The 13,406-nt window shown below is 70.8% G+C and carries 15 protein-coding genes and 1 pseudogene; 7 read left to right on the plus strand and 9 right to left on the minus strand.

Annotated elements, in window-relative coordinates:
* The 3 genes from DJ82_RS11740 to rnz all read right to left on the minus strand — a co-directional run.
* The coding region (locus DJ82_RS11740; RefSeq protein ID WP_143420551.1) for an AAA family ATPase at positions 1 to 515 on the minus strand (515 nt) is incomplete at its 3' end.
* A 149-nt stretch (positions 516 to 664) separates the two neighbouring features.
* The gene (locus tag DJ82_RS11745) at positions 665 to 1,084 is read right to left on the minus strand and encodes an HIT family protein (protein WP_094524619.1); all 420 of its coding nucleotides are present in this window, start codon (positions 1,082 to 1,084) and stop codon (positions 665 to 667) included.
* Positions 1,085 to 1,160: 76 nt separating this feature from the next.
* On the minus strand, positions 1,161 to 2,093 hold the full coding sequence (gene rnz / locus DJ82_RS11750; RefSeq protein ID WP_094581878.1) for a ribonuclease Z: 933 nt from the start codon (positions 2,091 to 2,093) through the stop codon (positions 1,161 to 1,163).
* Between the two features lie 102 nt (positions 2,094 to 2,195).
* Between rnz and DJ82_RS11755 the strand changes: the two are divergent.
* Both DJ82_RS11755 and DJ82_RS11760 read left to right on the plus strand, forming a co-directional pair.
* Positions 2,196 to 2,506, plus strand: a pseudogene (locus DJ82_RS11755) (hypothetical protein).
* A 131-nt stretch (positions 2,507 to 2,637) separates the two neighbouring features.
* Positions 2,638 to 4,581, plus strand: a complete 1,944-nt coding sequence (locus DJ82_RS11760) for an ABC transporter ATP-binding protein (protein ID WP_094522306.1) — start codon at positions 2,638 to 2,640, stop codon at positions 4,579 to 4,581.
* Positions 4,582 to 4,629: 48 nt separating this feature from the next.
* Here DJ82_RS11760 and DJ82_RS11765 read toward each other — a convergent pair whose 3' ends face one another.
* Entirely contained in the window at positions 4,630 to 4,962 is a 333-nt protein-coding gene (locus DJ82_RS11765; RefSeq protein WP_094522305.1) for a hypothetical protein, read from the minus strand.
* A gap of 113 nt (positions 4,963 to 5,075) precedes the next feature.
* Here DJ82_RS11765 and DJ82_RS11770 point away from each other — a divergent pair, with 113 nt between their 5' ends.
* Entirely contained in the window at positions 5,076 to 5,861 is a 786-nt protein-coding gene (locus DJ82_RS11770; RefSeq protein ID WP_094557032.1) for a creatininase family protein, read from the plus strand.
* Positions 5,862 to 5,873: 12 nt separating this feature from the next.
* Here the strand turns inward: DJ82_RS11770 and DJ82_RS11775 are convergent, their stop codons facing one another.
* The 3 genes from DJ82_RS11775 to DJ82_RS11780 all read right to left on the minus strand — a co-directional run bounded on the left by DJ82_RS11775 (position 5,874) and on the right by DJ82_RS11780 (position 7,539).
* On the minus strand, positions 5,874 to 6,287 hold the full coding sequence (locus DJ82_RS11775) for a DUF5790 family protein (RefSeq protein WP_094522303.1): 414 nt from the start codon (positions 6,285 to 6,287) through the stop codon (positions 5,874 to 5,876).
* A gap of 177 nt (positions 6,288 to 6,464) precedes the next feature.
* Positions 6,465 to 6,626, minus strand: a complete 162-nt coding sequence (locus DJ82_RS15015; RefSeq protein ID WP_170938268.1) for a hypothetical protein — start codon at positions 6,624 to 6,626, stop codon at positions 6,465 to 6,467.
* Between the two features lie 106 nt (positions 6,627 to 6,732).
* Positions 6,733 to 7,539 carry an aldo/keto reductase gene (locus tag DJ82_RS11780; protein ID WP_094522302.1) on the minus strand — a complete coding sequence of 269 codons (807 nt, stop codon included), beginning with the start codon at positions 7,537 to 7,539 and terminating at the stop codon, positions 6,733 to 6,735.
* A 184-nt stretch (positions 7,540 to 7,723) separates the two neighbouring features.
* Here DJ82_RS11780 and DJ82_RS11785 point away from each other — a divergent pair, with 184 nt between their 5' ends.
* Complete coding sequence (locus DJ82_RS11785) at positions 7,724 to 9,415, plus strand: methyl-accepting chemotaxis protein (protein ID WP_094581890.1); 1,692 nt, start codon at positions 7,724 to 7,726, stop codon at positions 9,413 to 9,415.
* The gene (locus DJ82_RS11790; RefSeq protein ID WP_094522301.1) at positions 9,412 to 10,191 is read left to right on the plus strand and encodes a bacteriorhodopsin; all 780 of its coding nucleotides are present in this window, start codon (positions 9,412 to 9,414) and stop codon (positions 10,189 to 10,191) included. Before DJ82_RS11785 ends, DJ82_RS11790 begins: the two co-directional genes overlap by 4 nt.
* A gap of 28 nt (positions 10,192 to 10,219) precedes the next feature.
* Here DJ82_RS11790 and DJ82_RS11795 read toward each other — a convergent pair whose 3' ends face one another.
* A complete protein-coding gene (locus DJ82_RS11795) occupies positions 10,220 to 11,281 on the minus strand; it encodes an Lrp/AsnC family transcriptional regulator (protein ID WP_094557033.1) in 1,062 nt (353 codons plus the stop codon).
* Positions 11,282 to 11,362: 81 nt separating this feature from the next.
* The gene (locus DJ82_RS15020; RefSeq protein WP_198948058.1) at positions 11,363 to 11,521 is read right to left on the minus strand and encodes a hypothetical protein; all 159 of its coding nucleotides are present in this window, start codon (positions 11,519 to 11,521) and stop codon (positions 11,363 to 11,365) included.
* Positions 11,522 to 11,868: 347 nt separating this feature from the next.
* Between DJ82_RS15020 and DJ82_RS11800 the strand changes: the two genes are divergently transcribed.
* Positions 11,869 to 12,993 (plus strand): anthranilate phosphoribosyltransferase, encoded by a 1,125-nt coding sequence (locus tag DJ82_RS11800; protein WP_094527628.1) that lies wholly within the window; start codon positions 11,869 to 11,871, stop codon positions 12,991 to 12,993.
* A 147-nt stretch (positions 12,994 to 13,140) separates the two neighbouring features.
* The gene (locus tag DJ82_RS15025; RefSeq protein ID WP_170938266.1) at positions 13,141 to 13,290 is read left to right on the plus strand and encodes a hypothetical protein; all 150 of its coding nucleotides are present in this window, start codon (positions 13,141 to 13,143) and stop codon (positions 13,288 to 13,290) included.
* Positions 13,291 to 13,406 lie beyond the last annotated feature (116 nt).

Here is a 13,406-nt window from a genome sequence, read left to right on the forward strand (position 1 = left end):
AGCCGCTGGAGCGCGTCGCGGCGGTGCGCCGTCGCCGGGGTCACCGCCTCGACGCGGTCGGCGGCCGTGACCGCCGCGACTGCCTCGTTCGACCCCACGGGGGCGGCGTCGACGACCACGGCGTCGTACGCGGTCGCCGCCTCGTCGATCCGTCGCTCCAGCTTCCGCGCGGCCTCGGCCGTCTTCGCGCGGGCGGCGCGCTCGAACGGCGCGCGGGCCGGGAGCAGATCGGCGCGTCCCGAGAGATCGGGTTCCCCGTCACGATCGCTCGACCCGGTGTCGGTCGCGTACGCCGCCGCCGACAGCGACGCGCCGGTCTCGTCGGTGACGAGCGCCGTCACGTCCGGGTCTATCCGCCCCGAGACGTACTCGGAGAGCCCCTGCGTCGTGAACGCCGCGTCGACCACGGCCACGTCGCGGCCGTCCCTCGCGCCCAGCGCGGCCAGTTCGACGGCGGTCCGTGTCGTCCCCGCGCCGCCGGTCGCTCCGACGAGCGCGAGCGTCGTCGCCTGCATGCGGTCGGCTACTCGGAGTTTCGCTGTTAACTCTGTCGTACGCCGGCCGTCGACGAGGGCCGCCGTTTATCAGGGGCGCGGTACTCGGCCGTCGACGAGGGCCGCCGTTTATCAGGGGCGCGGTACTCGGCCGTCGACGAGGGCCGCCCTCACCCGGCGATCGCTTCGGCCACCGCGTCCAGTTCGTCGTCGGAGAGGTCGGGTCGCGTCCCGCCCACCGCGTGGAGGGGCGCGCCGCCGTCGCCCTCGAACCGCGGGATGACGTGGACGTGGACGTGGGGGACCTCCTGCCCGGCCGCCTCGCCGTCGTTGATCCCGACGTTGGCGCCGTCGGCGTCGACCGCGGCCTGCACCCGCGGGGTGAGCTCGGTCACCGTCGCGAACAGTTCGCTCGCGAGGTCGTCGTCGAGGTCGCCGACGTGCTGCGCGTGCGACTTCGGGATCACGAGCGTGTGCCCGCGTGCGAGCGGGTTGGCGTCGAGGAACGCAAGCACGTCGTCGGTCTCGTGGACGGTCCGCGCCGGGATGTCGCCGGCGACGATCGAACAGAAGATGCAGTCGTCTGACATACGCGAGGGGTCGGCGGCGCGACTCATCAAGCTTTCCCGGAAGGGGGGGTCGATCCGGGCCACGATTCGGCCGACCCTACTCCTCCGCGTCGGGGAACGGCACCTCGACGAGGTCGCCGTCGTCCGGGAGGAGCACGTCGCCGTCGAACGCCTCCCGCGCCTCCCGGCGGATCGGCGAGGCGTCGGCCGCGTACCGCGAGGAGATGTGGACGAGCGCCAGTCGCTTCGCGTCCGCGCGCTCGGCGATCTCCCCGGCCTCGCGGCCGGTCGAGTGGGCCGTGTCGCGGGCGCGGTCGGCCATGTCGTCGCCGAAGGTCGCGTCGTGGACGAGGAGGTCGGCGCCGGCGGCGGCCTCGACCGTCCGCTCTCGCGGGCGCGTGTCGGCGGTGTAGACGAGCGTCCGACCGGGCCGCGGCGGGCCGACGACCTGATCCGGCTCGACGACCGTCCCGTCCTCGGCCTCGACGGGCTCGCCGTCGTGGAGCCGGCCGAACTTCGGGCCGACGGGAACGCCGAGTTCCTCCGCCCTCGGGCGGTCGAACCGACCGGGCCGGTCGTCCTCGTCGAGGACGTACCCCTGCGAGACGGTCCGGTGCTCCGTCTCGAACGCGCGGACCGCGTAGCCGTCGGCGTCGAGCGCGACCTCGCCGGGCGCGACCTCCTCGATTCGCACCCGGAACGCGGGGTCGTGCCCGACCGCGTGGACGAGGTCGCGGAGGTCCTCGCCCGTCCCCGGCGGGCAGTGGACCGTCAGCGGCGCCGATCGGTCGTTGAACCCGAGCGTCTGGACCAAGCCCGGGATCCCGAGGACGTGGTCGCCGTGGAGGTGCGAGACGAACACGTGGTCGATCCCGAACCCGGTGCCGTACCGCATCATCCCGCGTTGGGTCCCCTCGCCGCAGTCGAAGAGGAGGCGGTCGCCCTCGCGGTTGACGAACAGTGCGCTCGGCGCGCGCTCGGTGGTCGGGACGGCGCCGCCCGTGCCGAGGAACGTGACGCGAAGGGACATGCCCGCACATCGGAGCGGCGGTTGTAAACCGGTATCGATGACGGCGGAAGCCCCGCGACCCGACGGCGACACCCACATGTGTCCGCCGGCCCGAGCGCGCCCATGCACGATTCGATCGCCGCGCTGGTCGGACGGGAGGGGTGGCGCGCCGAGGGCAACGCCGCCCGCGTCCACTACGACGGTGGCGGCGGGGACCGGTTCGCGGTGGAGTTCTACGCCGACGCCGAGCGGGTCATCTACTGGACGGTGCCGGTCGCCGATGGCGACGGCCCTGAGGCGACCGACGCCGCGACGGCGACCGCCACGGCCGCCCGGTGCCCCGCGACGATATCCCCGACCCCCTCCGACGGCGCATCCGCGAGGACCTCGCCGCCGCCGACGTCGACCCGTCCGTCGAACGCCGGCAGGTGTGAGGGGCCGCTCGTGCTCGCAGGGGTAGCCGACGACAGAAACGCGGTCGTTGGCCTTCGAAACCGGAGATTTCCGCCTATGTATTTCGGTTCGAAGGAAACCTATTTGCGGCGCGATACGATATGAAACGGTAATGAGTAGCGTCGAATGGGAAGAAGACGACCCCTTCGAGGAACAACGGGACAAGATCGATAACCCGATGAAACGCCTGTTCCTCGAGTACGGTCGCGACTACCTCCCGCAGGTCTCCGTCGGTGTCCTCGCTAGCGTCTTCGCGCGGCTCCTCGACCTCCTCCCGCCGCTTATGCTCGGTATCGCCCTCGACGCGATCTTCCGCGGCGAGGCCCCGTTCAACGAGCAGATCCCGCTCGTGTTGCTACCGGACGCGTGGCTCCCGACCGCGCAGACCGAGCAGTTCTGGTTCACGATCGCGGTGCTGGCCGGGGCGTTCCTCTTCGGCGCGGGGTTCCACTGGATCCGGAACTGGGGGTTCAACGCGTTCGCGCAGAACATCCAACACGACGTCCGGACGGACACCTACGACAAGATGCAGCGGCTCAACATGGAGTTCTTCTCTGACAAGCAGACCGGGGAGATGATGTCCATCCTCTCGAACGACGTGAACCGGCTGGAGCGGTTCCTCAACGACGGGATGAACTCCGTGTTCCGCCTGTCCGTGATGGTGGTCGGGATCGGTGTCCTGCTGTTCTGGATCAACTGGCAGCTCGCCTTGGTCGCGCTGCTTCCGGTCCCGATCATCGCCGGGTTCACCTACCTGTTCATCAAGACCATCCAGCCGAAGTACGCCGAGGTGCGGTCGACGGTCGGTAAGATGAACTCCCGGCTGGAGAACAACCTCGGCGGTATTCAGGTGATCAAGTCGTCGAACACCGAGCCGTACGAGTCCGACCGCGTCGACGATGTCTCGATGGACTACTTCGGCGCCAACTGGGACGCGATCACGACCCGGATCAAGTTCTTCCCGGCGCTCCGCGTGCTCGCCGGGATCGGCTTCGTGATCACGTTCATCATCGGCGGACTGTGGGTGTTCCAGGGTCCGCCCGGCCCGTTCTCCGGCGAGCTCTCCGAGGGGATGTTCGTCGTCTTCATCCTCTACACCCAGCGGTTCATCTGGCCGATGGCGCAGTTCGGGCAGATCATCAACATGTACCAGCGCGCCCGCGCCTCCTCCGCGCGGATCTTCGGTCTGATGGACGAGCCCTCGCGGCTCGCCGAGGACCCGGACGCCGAGGAGCTGGTCGTCGACGACGGCGACGTGGTCTACGACGACGTGAGCTTCGGCTACGACGAGGAGACCATCGTCTCCGACGTCGACTTCGAAGTCGAGGGCGGCGAGACGCTCGCCTTGGTGGGCCCGACCGGCGCCGGCAAGTCCACGGTGCTCAAGCTCCTGCTCCGGATGTACGACGTCGACGACGGCGCCATCCGGATCGACGGGCAGAACGTCCGCGACGTGACGCTCAAGTCGCTCCGCCGGTCGATCGGCTACGTCGGCCAGTCGTCGTACCTGTTCTACGGGACCGTCCGCGAGAACATCACGTACGGCACGTTCGAGGCGACCGACGAGGAGGTCCGCGAGGCCGCGAAGGCCGCGGAGGCCCACGAGTTCATCGAGAACCTCCCGGACGGCTACGACACGATGGTCGGCGAGCGCGGCGTGAAGCTCTCCGGCGGGCAGCGCCAGCGCGTCACCATCGCGCGGGCGGTCCTCAAGGACCCCGACATCCTCGTCCTCGACGAGGCGACCTCGGACGTCGACACCGAGACGGAGATGCTGATCCAGCGCTCGCTCGACCGGCTTACGGCCGATCGGACGACGTTCGCCATCGCGCACCGGCTCTCCACGATCAAGGACGCCGACACCATCCTCGTGTTGGAGGGCGGCGAGGTCGTCGAGCGCGGGACCCACGGGGAGCTGCTCGACAACGGGGGGCTGTACGCCCACCTCTGGGGCGTGCAGGCCGGCGAGATCGACGAGCTCCCGCAGGAGTTCATCGACCGCGCGCAGAAGCGCACCGCGCGCCTGATCGAGGACGCGGAGACCGACGACGACTGAGGCGGGACGGGACGGGCCGAAGCGCCCCGACGCCTCCCCTCGGGCCGCTCACGTCGACAGCTGACTCCAGTCGTCGGCGCCGTCGGCCTCGCTCTCCTCCCCGCGCTCTCCCGCGGTCGGTGCCTCCCCTCTCGGCTCCTCGCCCAGCGCGTCGAGGATCGCGTCGCGCACCTCGCGCGGCTCGTGGAACCGCGTCCGCTCGCACCGCTCCAGCGTGGTTTCGAGCCGCTCGCCCCCGCTCCCGGTCTCCAGCTCGAAGCCGCCGTACTGCTCGATCAACTCCGCGACCGACACCGGATAGGCGTGCTCGCGAAGCGCCCGCTTCAGCGGTCCGAACGTCACCCCCGCCGTTCGACCGCGGTCTTCGTTCTCATTACTCATGAGGTGACTGTCATCGCGGATCGGAATAACTCCCGGGGCGACTCGCGGTCCGTTCGCGGTCGATCCCCTCGTCCGACCGTCGGCTATACGGCGCGTCCCGTCGAAGGGACCGCATGCGACTCACGGACGCCACCTGGACCGACGTGCGCGACGCCGACGTCGACGTCGCGTTCGTCCCCGTCGGCAGCACCGAACAGCACGGCCCCCACGCGCCCCTCGGGACCGACACGCTCGACGCCGTCGCGGTCGCGGAGGCCGGGGCGGCGGCGTACGAGGAGACGGAAGGCGAATCGGCGGACGGAGACGCGACGGAGGGGCCCGGCGATACCGCCGGGGAGGTCGCGGTCGCCCCGCCGATCCCCGTCGGCGTCGCCGAGGAGCACCGCGCCTTCGACGGGACGATGTGGGTCTCGCCGGACGCCTTCCGCGCGTACGTCCGCGAGGCGGCCGAATCGCTGCCGCACCACGGGATCGACCGGATCGTGTTCGTCAACGGCCACGGCGGCAACGTGGCGGCGCTCGCGGAGGTCGCCCGGCGATTCTCCCGGGACGACGCCCACGACGGCTACGCCGTCGCGTTCACGTGGTTCGAGGCGGTCGACGAGCACGGGGCCGACATGGGCCACGCCGGCCCGCTGGAGACGGCGCTGCTGCGCGCGACGAACCCCGACCTCGTCCGCGAGGACCGCGTCGCGGCCGCGGGCGAGGGCGCCGCCGACCGCTGGGGCGAGTGGGTCTCGGGCGTGAACCTCGCGCACGACTCCGACGAATTCACCGAGAACGGCATCGTCGGCGACCCGACCGCCGGCGACGCCGAGCGCGGCGAGGAGCTCCTGAGCCTCGCGAGCGACGCGCTCGCGTCGCTCGCGGCGGCGGTCGTCGAGCGGGAGTCCGAGTGAAAACGGGGGACCCTACTCGTCGCCTTCCTCGGCGGCCTCCGCCGCGTCCTGCAGGGCCCCGCGGATCGCGGGGACGGTGCCGGTGAGCGAGGCGACCTCCTCGGCGGCGCTCTCGATGTCGCCGACGAGCGACTCCAGCTCCTCGATCTCGGCTTTCAGATCGTCGGCGTCCTCGAAGGCGTCGGCGCGCTCCCCGAGCACGTACGCCTTCTTCGCCGACCGGACGGAGCCGATCGCGTCGCCGACGTCTAGGGCGGACTTGAGCCCGTTGAGGGTGCCGAGCACGTTGTCCGCGTCCGTCTCCCACACGTCGTCCGCGTCGGGGAGCTCCGCCCGAGCGGCCGCGAGGTGCTCTTCGACCTCCGCGCGCGTCTCCGCGGCCGCCTCCCCGAACAGGTCGTCGTCGTCGAACGTGGACTGGGCCATACCCGTCACGTCGTCCCGACGCCTTTTAAAAACGCGCCCGAAAGCGGAAGTGAAATCGCGACGGACGGGACGTCAGGGTCGCGGTTCGGTGCGACGCGGCGTTCAGTTCCGCCTCGGGCGACGGCGGGGGCTCGGCGACGTCGCCGCGGCGACTCCGCCGCGACCGCCGCGCCCCGCTCAGAGCCGAACGAGGAGCTCGAACGCGATCAGCGCGAGCAACAGCGCCGTCGCGCCGGCGAGCAGGGCGAGCGCGCGGAGCCATCCGGCGACCCACTCCGCGCTCGGCGTCGCGGCGAGCAGCGCCGGCCGACCGGCGGGATCGGTCTCGGGGTCGGTCACGGTGTTGGCGTCGGCCGGAACCGACGTAAAACCGACTATGAGAGGGTCGTAGCGGTGGGATCGGCTCCGGACGGCTATATACCGAACCGGCCGGGAGGTCCTCCCGTCACCCGTGATTCCACGGCGCCTCGTCGAAGTCGACGACTCGATCCTCGCGGTCGAGAGCGTCGATCCGCTCGACGTCCACGGGATCGAGGTCGAGGTCGCGCGCCGCCCAGTTCGCCTCGACGTGATCGGCGCTCGCGGCCTTCGGGATCGGCGCGACCCGCTCTTTCGAGAGCAGCCAGGCGAGGCTCACCTGCGCCGGGCTCGCGTCGTGCTTCGCGGCGATATCTCGCAGGACGTCCACGTCGGCGACTCGGTTGCGCGCGATCGGCGAGTACGCGACGAGCCAGTGGCCGTGCTCGACCGCGAGCTCGCGAAGCTCCGGCTGGCGGAGCAGGGGGTGGCACTCGACCTGATGGGCGAACACGTCGTGGTCGAGCCGGTCGATAGCCGCCTCGAGCTGGTCGGGACGGAAGTTCGAGAGCCCGATCCGGTCGGCGACGCCCTCGTCGACGAGGTCGTCGAGGGCGGGCAGCGTCTCGTCGGGGTCGTATGTGTTGATCGGCCAGTGGACGTACAGGAGGTCGATCGAGTCGACGCCGAGCCGGTCCCGGCTCACCCGCGCGGTCGCGGTGGCGTCGTCGTACGAGAGGTTGTCCGTCGAGAGCTTCGTCGCGACGAACAGGTCGTCGCGATCGACGTCGGTGCGGTCGATCCCCGCCGACACCGACGCCTCGTTGTCGTACCCCTGCGCGGTGTCGACGTGGCGGTACCCCGTCTCGACCGCGTGGGCGACCCCGGCGACGCACTCCTCGCCGTCCGCCAGCTTGTACGTCCCGTACCCGAGCCGATCGAACGCGTCGGACATACCTGCCCGGGGGGCGCAATCCCTGTGAACGTACCGGTCCACCTCGTTCCCCTCGATCTCGGGTCGGCGTCGGGCCGCCCGTCGGTCGACGGGGTCTCCGACCGACTTCGCGCCGCAGGGTTCTCATGATTGATATTTTTGCCCAAGTTATTATCCTGATGCTTTCCCTGTGGATCGATACATCATGCAAGAGGGACCGTTCTCCGGCGTCCGGTCGAGCTACGGCGCGAAGCTCGCGCTGTCGCTGATCGGCGTCACGGGGATCTCAGTCACGTACGGGGCCGTCGTCTACCTCCGGACGGAGGGAATCGGCGCGGTCGGCGCGGAGATCCGCTCCGGCCTCATCGGGATGACGCTGCTGACGGTGATCGGGCTCGCGCTCATCGGCGTCACGGTCGGGTCGAACACGGTCATCTCGCTGCGCCAGCTCACGACGAAGGCGGAGCGGATGGCCGAGGGCGACCTCGACGTGACGCTCGAGACCGGCCGGACCGACGAGATCGGTCGGCTGTTCGAGGCGTTCGACGCCATGCGCGGCTCGCTCCGCGCCGAGATCGACGACGCGGAGACCGCCCGCCGGGAGGCCGAGGAGGCCCGCCGGGAGGCGACGCAGCGAGCCGAGACGGTCGAGCGCAAGGCGACCGAGTACGAGTCGGCCATGCGGGCGCTCGCCGACGGCGACCTGACCCAGCGCGTCGACACCGAGAGCGACAACGAGGCGATGGCTCGGGTCGGCGCCGCCTTCAACGAGATGGCCGACGAGCTGGAGGGGACGGTGGCGTCGGTCGCGACGGTCGCCGAGGACACCGCCGACGTCGCCGGCACCGTCGACGACCGCACGGAGAGCCTGCGGGCGACGACCGGGACCGTGAGCGAGGCGGTCGGGGAGATCGCCGAGGGGGCGCGCACCCAGCGCGACGACCTCGAGGCGGCGACCGACGAGGCGGAGAACCTCGCGTCGTCGGCCGAGGAGGTCGCCTCCACCGTCACCGACGTGGCCGAGACCGCGGAGCACGCCGCGGCGGTCGGCGAGGAGGGACGGGAGGCCGCGGAGGAGGCGCTCGCGGAGATGGACGCGGTCGAGGAGACGACCGCGGAGACGACCGCCGAGGTCGAGGCGCTCGCCGCGGAGGTCGAGGAGATCGGCGAGGTCGTCGACACCATCTCGGAGATCGCCGAGCAGACGAACCTGCTCGCGCTCAACGCGTCGATCGAGGCGGCCCGGTCCGGCGCGGAGGGCGCCGGCTTCGCGGTCGTCGCCGAGGAGGTGAAGGCGCTCGCCGAGGAGACGCAGGAGTCCGCGAGCGAGATCGAAGCGCGGATCCACTCCGTACAGGAGCGCGCGGAGACGGGCGCGAACGCGATGGAGCGCACCGAAGAGCGGATCTCCGCCGGCGTCGAGACCGTCGAGACGTCGATCGACGCGCTCGAACGGCTCGCGGAGGCCTCCGAGCGCACCGACACCAGCATGACCGAGATCACCCGCGCCACGGAGACGCAGGCCGACTCCGTGGACGCGGTCGTCGGCCACGTCGAGGACGTCTCCGCGATCAGCGCGCAGACCGCCGGCGCGGCCGGCGACGTCACCGGCGCGGTCGACGAGCAGGAGCGGACCCTCGGGGCGGTCGAGACCGCCGCCGAGTCGCTCTCCGACCGGGCCCGCAGCCTGCGCGACGCCGTCGGCGGCTTCGAGTTCGCGGCCGACGACGCGCTCGGAGGGGGCCCGGAGCCCGCGACGGCGACGGCGGTCTCCGACGGCGGGACGGCGGGCGGCGGCGACCCCGGAACCGACGGCGGGGGAGACGACTCCGCCTTCGACTTCTCGTCCGACGCGCCCGACGACGGCGCCGCCGGGGAGGGAGGTGACCCGAGATGATCGCCGACACGACGATATGGGCGTGGCTCGGCGTCCTCGCGATGGGCGCGGGCACGGTCCCGCCGCTGTGGGCGTGGCTCACGGGGTCGTCCGAGACCGGCGAGTCGCACGCGCGGTACTACGCCACTCTCACCGGCGTCACCGGGGTCGCGGCGCTCGCGTACCTCGCGATGGCGCTCGGCTTCGGCGTGCTGTCGACGCCCGGCGGCGACCTCGAGGTCGCCCGCTACGTCGACTGGCTGATAACGACGCCGCTGCTGATCCTGTACCTCGGGCTGCTCGCGCGGCCGTCGCGCCGGCTGCTCGCCGGGCTGATCGCGGTCGACGTGGTGATCATCGCCGGCGGGACCGCCGCGGTCGTCACCGCCGGCACGCTCTCGTGGGCCCTGTTCGGCGTCGCCGCGGCGGCGTACGCCGCGCTCGTTTACGGCCTGCTCGCCGCGCTCCCGCGCTCGGCGTCGGCCGAGGGGGACCGCGTCCGCGCCGTCTTCGGGACGCTCCGGAACATCACGGTCGTCCTCTGGACGCTGTACCCCGTCGTGTGGGTGCTCGCGCCAACCGGTCTCGGGCTCCTGACGGGCTCCACGGAGATGCTCGTGTTCGTCTACCTCGACGTCGTCTCGAAGGTCGGTTTCGTCGTCGTCGCGGTCGCCGGCGCGGACGCGCTCGATCGGCTCGGCGCGGGGAGCGGGCTCGACGCCGGCGTCCGCGGCCGCGGCCGCGACGCGCCCGGCACCGACGCGGACGGCTCGTCGCCGTCGCTCGGCGACGACTGAACCGACTGAACCCCGATAGACCCCTTCCTCACTCCTCTTCGTCGGCGACGAGGTCCTCGTACTGCGCGCCGGTCTGTTTCAGCGTCTCCGTGGAGTAGAGCCGCTCGTGGTCGAACGGGAGGTGCTCGGCCGCCAGCTCGTCGATCTTCGCGTCGACCGCCTCGGCCTCGCGCCCGTGGATCATCGTGAACAGGTTGTACTCCCACTCCTGTTCGGGCCGGCGCGGGCGGTGGTAACAGAGCGTGACGTACGGGAGGCTGCCGACCGCCTCGCCGCGCTCGTCGAGCTCGTCGTCGGGCACGTCCCAGACGACCATGCAGTTGTTCGTGAACCCGGTGACGACGTGGTTGACGACGCAGCCGATCCGCTTGATACAGCCGTCCGCGAGGAGGCGATCGACCGCCGCGAGGACGTCGTCGAGGGGGGCGTCGATCTCGGCCGCCACGTCGGCGTAGGGGGTCGCCGACAGCGGGAAGCCGTCTTGGATCGCCAGGAGGAGATCGGCCTCCAGCGCGGTCAGGTCGCCCCGGGCGTCCTCCGAGATGCGGGTGGCGGAGACCGCCGTGTGGTCGAGCGACTCGCGCGCGAACCGGTCCCCGTTCACCACGGGGAACTCCAGGTCGATGTAGTAGTCTGTCAGCATCGGGAGGGCCAGCACCTCGCAGCCGGTCCGATCCTCGATCTCCGCGAGGATCGCGTCGCGCGTCTCGCGGGAGCCCGCGGTGACGACGAACCACTGGTTCCACTCGTGGTCGCGACGATAGTTGTGGTTCACCTGCCGGTAGCCGTTGATCACGTCGGCGATCTCGTCGAACCGCTCGTCGGGCGCCCGCACCGCCGCCAGCGTCGACGAGCCGATGACGGGCGGATTGAGCACCGCGCCGAACCGCCGGAACACCCCCCGCTCGCGGAGGTCGCGGACGCGGTCGAGCACCGCCGCGGCGTCGACGTCGACGCCCGTCTCGGCCGCGATCTCGCCGGCGACCCGCTCGAACGGGCGCGACTCGACGGGGAAGTCGCTCTGGAACTCGTCGATGAGCACGGCGTCGACCGAGTCGATGTCGGCCCGCCAATCGGCGTCCAAACTCATTGCGTCCCGTTGGGACCGCGCGTACCTACCGGTTTCGGAGGTGGTCAGCGGTTCCGGGAACCGTCGGTCGTCGCGGAGGAGTCAGTCGTCAGCGGGGGCCGTCCCGGGCGCCGGCGCGAACGCCCGGGCGCTCTCCTCCAACTCCGCCGCCGAGCAGCCGCCGACGGTGGCGGCCTGTTCGAGCGTCAGAGTGCGGGCGCGATACAGCGTGAGTGCGGTGGCCACGGATTTGGACGTCATCGGGAACAATTCTTTACTGGATGGACATACATATAACTCTAACGCTTATCTTAGTGTGTTACAAACTCTAGTGACGATAGAGTACTTAGAATGTACAGTGTAAGAAGATAAAACACAACGATTGGTGGTTTAGTGTGTGTGATTCAGTACCACGGAACCGGAGAGAGACGGTCGCGTCGGTGGGCTCGTCGCTCGCGCGCACTCGCCGGGCCTGCACCCGCCGGGTCCGCTCTCGCCGGGCCTGCACTTGACGGGGCCGCTCTCGCCGGGTTCGATCTCGGCCGGTCGGTTCCCACCGCACGGGAGCCGAGCGAGGGACTTTTCGTCCGAGGACCCGAACGACGCGTATGGCTCAGGCGACTCAGGAGTTCGGCGACTGGCCCCTCAAGCGGCTGATGACCGAGGTCTGCGGCTCCGGCCACAAGTCGGCCGACGACCTGACGCGCGCACAGGCGACCGAGGCGTTCGAACGCATCCTCGCGGACGAGCCCGACCCGACGACGCTCGGGGCGTTCTGGCTCGCGAACCGCTGGAAGCGGAACACGCCCGAGGAACTTGGCGCGTACGTCGACGTGATGTGCGAGCGCGTCGAGTACGCCGAACCCGACGCCGACCCCGTCGACTGCGGCGCCAACTACGACGGCAAGGGGCGCTCCGCGATCCTCGGCGTCGCGGCCGGGGCGGTCGCGGCCGCCGCGGGCACCCCCGTCGTCGTCCACTCGGGCGACCGCGTCCCCACGCAGAAGCAGGACGCGTACAAGCACGTCTTGGAAGAACTCGGCGTCCACACCGAGTTGACCCCCGCGGACTCGGCCGACATGGTCGACGAGACCGGCTTCGGCTTCTACTACCAGCCCGCGTTCAACCCCGCGATCGACGACCTGTTCGACCGCCGGGACATGATGGGGGTCCGGACGTTCGTCAACACGATCGAGACGCTGGCGAACCCCGCCGGCGCGTCCGTCCACCTCGGCTCCTTCTACCACCTCGCGTTCGCGAAGAAGGTGGTCGACACGTTCGTCGAGAGCGAGTTCCACGACCTCGACCGCGTCCTGATGTTCCAGGGCATGGAGGGGTACGACGACGTGCGGCCCGGCTACACCAAGGTCGCCGAGTGGGACGCGGCCCCCGCGAGCGACGGCGAGGGAGCGAGCGCGGACGACGGCGACGCGGCCGGCAGCGAGGGCGCGTCGTTCGACGACTTCGAGATCGAGACCGCCGAGTACGGGATGGACCTCGAAGAGGCGGACCTCGCGGTCGACGACGTCGCCGTCGACTCCGCGCGGATCACGGAGGAGGTGCTGTCCGGCGAGCGCGACGACGCCTTCGCCGACGCGGTCGCGGTCAACGCCGCGCTCCGGATCTACGCCCGCGAGGACGCCGACTCGATCGAGGAGGGACTCGACGCCGCCCGCGGGGCCGTTGACGACGGCTCCGCGCTAGCCGTGCTCGAAGACCTGCGAGCGTTCTGACCGCCCCCGTCTCCCGGCGACCGGCCGGAGTTTTGGGCGTAATTTGGGCCGGAGTTCGGAAAGCCCACTTAGGCGTTCGTGACCAACTCTCACACGCACAGAACACCATGATACACGACGCCACCTCACACGAGAGGAGCCCCTGCCATGCCCACGTGTGAACACTGCGACGCGCACGTCTCCGACCGGTTCGCCCGCGTGTTCTCGGACGCGCGCGGCCGGATCCACGCGTGCCCGAACTGCTCGGCCAACGCCGGTATCGCGGAGGTCACGAAACAACGGGCGCACGACGCCTGAACGGCCCGCTCTCCGTTCCGACCCCCTCCGCTTCGGCCCGCTCTCCGCTTCGGCCCACTCTCCGCTTCGGCCCGCTCTCCGCTTCGGCCCACTCTCCGCTTCGGCCCGCTCTCCGC

The organism is Halorubrum sp. Ib24 (assembly GCF_002252745.1).
Classification (GTDB): domain Archaea; phylum Halobacteriota; class Halobacteria; order Halobacteriales; family Haloferacaceae; genus Halorubrum.

What these genes read in the sequence shown, in the direction of transcription:
- DJ82_RS11745 (WP_094524619.1), bottom strand. Translation starts at nt 1,084, where the DNA reads ATGTCAGACGACTGCATCTTCTGTTCGATCGTCGCCGGCGACATCCCG.
- rnz (WP_094581878.1), bottom strand. Translation starts at nt 2,093, where the DNA reads ATGTCCCTTCGCGTCACGTTCCTCGGCACGGGCGGCGCCGTCCCGACC.
- DJ82_RS11760 (WP_094522306.1), top strand. Translation starts at nt 2,638, where the DNA reads ATGAGTAGCGTCGAATGGGAAGAAGACGACCCCTTCGAGGAACAACGG.
- DJ82_RS11765 (WP_094522305.1), bottom strand. Translation starts at nt 4,962, where the DNA reads ATGAGTAATGAGAACGAAGACCGCGGTCGAACGGCGGGGGTGACGTTC.
- DJ82_RS11770 (WP_094557032.1), top strand. Translation starts at nt 5,076, where the DNA reads ATGCGACTCACGGACGCCACCTGGACCGACGTGCGCGACGCCGACGTC.
- DJ82_RS11775 (WP_094522303.1), bottom strand. Translation starts at nt 6,287, where the DNA reads ATGGCCCAGTCCACGTTCGACGACGACGACCTGTTCGGGGAGGCGGCC.
- DJ82_RS11780 (WP_094522302.1), bottom strand. Translation starts at nt 7,539, where the DNA reads ATGTCCGACGCGTTCGATCGGCTCGGGTACGGGACGTACAAGCTGGCG.
- DJ82_RS11785 (WP_094581890.1), top strand. Translation starts at nt 7,724, where the DNA reads ATGCAAGAGGGACCGTTCTCCGGCGTCCGGTCGAGCTACGGCGCGAAG.
- DJ82_RS11790 (WP_094522301.1), top strand. Translation starts at nt 9,412, where the DNA reads ATGATCGCCGACACGACGATATGGGCGTGGCTCGGCGTCCTCGCGATG.
- DJ82_RS11795 (WP_094557033.1), bottom strand. Translation starts at nt 11,281, where the DNA reads ATGAGTTTGGACGCCGATTGGCGGGCCGACATCGACTCGGTCGACGCC.
- DJ82_RS15020 (WP_198948058.1), bottom strand. Translation starts at nt 11,521, where the DNA reads ATGACGTCCAAATCCGTGGCCACCGCACTCACGCTGTATCGCGCCCGC.
- DJ82_RS11800 (WP_094527628.1), top strand. Translation starts at nt 11,869, where the DNA reads ATGGCTCAGGCGACTCAGGAGTTCGGCGACTGGCCCCTCAAGCGGCTG.
- DJ82_RS15025 (WP_170938266.1), top strand. Translation starts at nt 13,141, where the DNA reads ATGCCCACGTGTGAACACTGCGACGCGCACGTCTCCGACCGGTTCGCC.